Source organism: Paraburkholderia sp. BR10937 (assembly GCF_040965695.1).
In the GTDB taxonomy this organism is placed as follows: Bacteria; Pseudomonadota; Gammaproteobacteria; order Burkholderiales; family Burkholderiaceae; genus Paraburkholderia.
Map to the genome: position 1 here is coordinate 1 of NZ_JBFRCL010000133.1, position 1,867 is coordinate 1,867.

The 1,867-nt window shown below is 55.7% G+C and carries 2 protein-coding genes; both read left to right on the forward strand.

From position 1 onward, the window contains the following. The coding region (locus tag AB4Y44_RS42260; protein WP_368702796.1) for a hypothetical protein at positions 1 to 258 on the forward strand (258 nt) is incomplete at its 5' end. 1,018 nt (positions 259 to 1,276) lie between these two features. Next, positions 1,277 to 1,492 (forward strand): hypothetical protein, encoded by a 216-nt coding sequence (locus tag AB4Y44_RS42265; protein ID WP_368702797.1) that lies wholly within the window; start codon positions 1,277 to 1,279, stop codon positions 1,490 to 1,492. Positions 1,493 to 1,867 lie beyond the last annotated feature (375 nt).

Here is a 1,867-nt window from a genome sequence, read left to right on the forward strand (position 1 = left end):
AGCCAACCCGCGAATATCAGTGTGATCGACCGTCGAGATTTACTGCTACGTCGCCCTCAGGAAATTCACATGACATGTACTCGAGAAGCAGAAAACCGATCCCCATTGACTCGTGAAGTCATATCAGGCCCGCGGAGAATAATCATGTATTTCGGACTCTTTGCTTTGGCTATTGGGTTGGCCTTCTACTTCTACGGTGGGTATATGGTGAAGAAGGGCCGTGAGGCGGATCGTGCGCGTCGCTCGCGGTCGCAGTAAATGGGCACCGGCAGCCTACTCTGTACACCGCTATAGTCTACTGACGGAGAACGATGATGGGATGGAGTTTCGCGGCGCTGGCAGTCGTCATCTTACTCAGCGCATTTGCCTTGGTTTTGCTCCATAACGGTCGCAAGGCAGACCGCGAACGCGCAAACAGAACGCGTCGACTTCACGGAGAATGAGCATGGGTTCTGCACTTTTTACCTTGTTTGTCACATTGGTCATCTACTTTTACGGTGGCTATATGGTGAAAAAGAGCCGTGAGGCAGATCGCGAGCGCCGCTCGCGTTGGCACTGAACGCACGACTGCTGTTTCGGCTTTCGCTATCGATTTCAATCAAGGCCGCGTTTTCGTACGCGGCCTTCTGTATTTCTGGCTGGTTTCGTGGATTTGAAGCTTGGACTCCTGCGCCCTGCACGCCGTGCGTTACACCTGTCAGCGTAACCGACACACCTCGCAGCCTGTCTTGCGTAGATGGTGCGAAGGAGCGTTGCCTGCGTCGGTGCCTTACCCGGAGCCGCTCGCCGGTTGTGACATCACGACGAATGAACGGAACGTGAAGAATGTTGCGTTCCAACGCGATGCCGGTTCTTGGCATGTGCCGACGCCATTCCATTTGAAAATCGTAGCCACTCCATAACGTCGGTGCCGCCGGTGTCTTGACTGGCATCGTACTGTTGTAACTTAGATATCCTGATGACATTATCCGCCGCAAGCTTGACTTTGCGACGGGCGCGGAATACTAGGCTGGCGAAAGTCCTCCGGAACGAGGCGATCGCTAACCTCGCTAACAGGAGAGTTGAGATGATGTTCGATGAAACGCCTCGATGCCAGCGTGTCCAGGATCTCGGGTTTGCTGCACACAGATGCGGTGTTGAGATGGCGCACGGACTACACGACGAACCATGCGTCTTCAATGGGGCAGCGGATGGTTTGCGTTGTCGCCGTTGCTTGATCGGATGCGTTGACAAACGGGACAGTTGGATAGCTTCCTATGTCCGTATGAGGCTAAGAATGATGGCGGGCGATATCTTTTCGGTATCGCGCCACACTGCCGACTTCACTGCGCGTGCGTTGCAGGATCGTTTCTTCTCGGATACCGATGTCGTGCTGAAACGAGTCCTCGACCTTGCCGCTCTACGGTATCTGCGCGATGGTTCGATTACTGTCACGCAGGAGGACGTGACAGACGCGTTGCGCTTGTTACTCATGGAGGCCAGCCGCCCGTAAAGAGTCGGACAGGCGAGAGCCCGGATCCGAATCGGTACACGCCGGATCGTGCATAAACCGATCGACGGACACTGAGTGGAAGTGCGCCGTCGATCCCCTTTGTAGCGGCGTCGTTACGCCATGTTGTGTTGAAAGCCCTTAATCAAGCGCTGTCGTCTTCGTCCGCTTACGGTTCGTCGTTGGGGCGAATTCGGCACGCCACTCATCCTGCGAAATGCACGGTAGTCCGAGCGCCTCAGCGACGCGTTTGAACGTAAGCGGTGATTTCAGCACACCGAATAAAGAATCGTTTGCGACAGACGGGCAAGCGCAGCCGTACCGCGACGGTCGGGGTCAACCGACGATGTCCGCGTCGAGGTGATCAGCCTGCGCGTG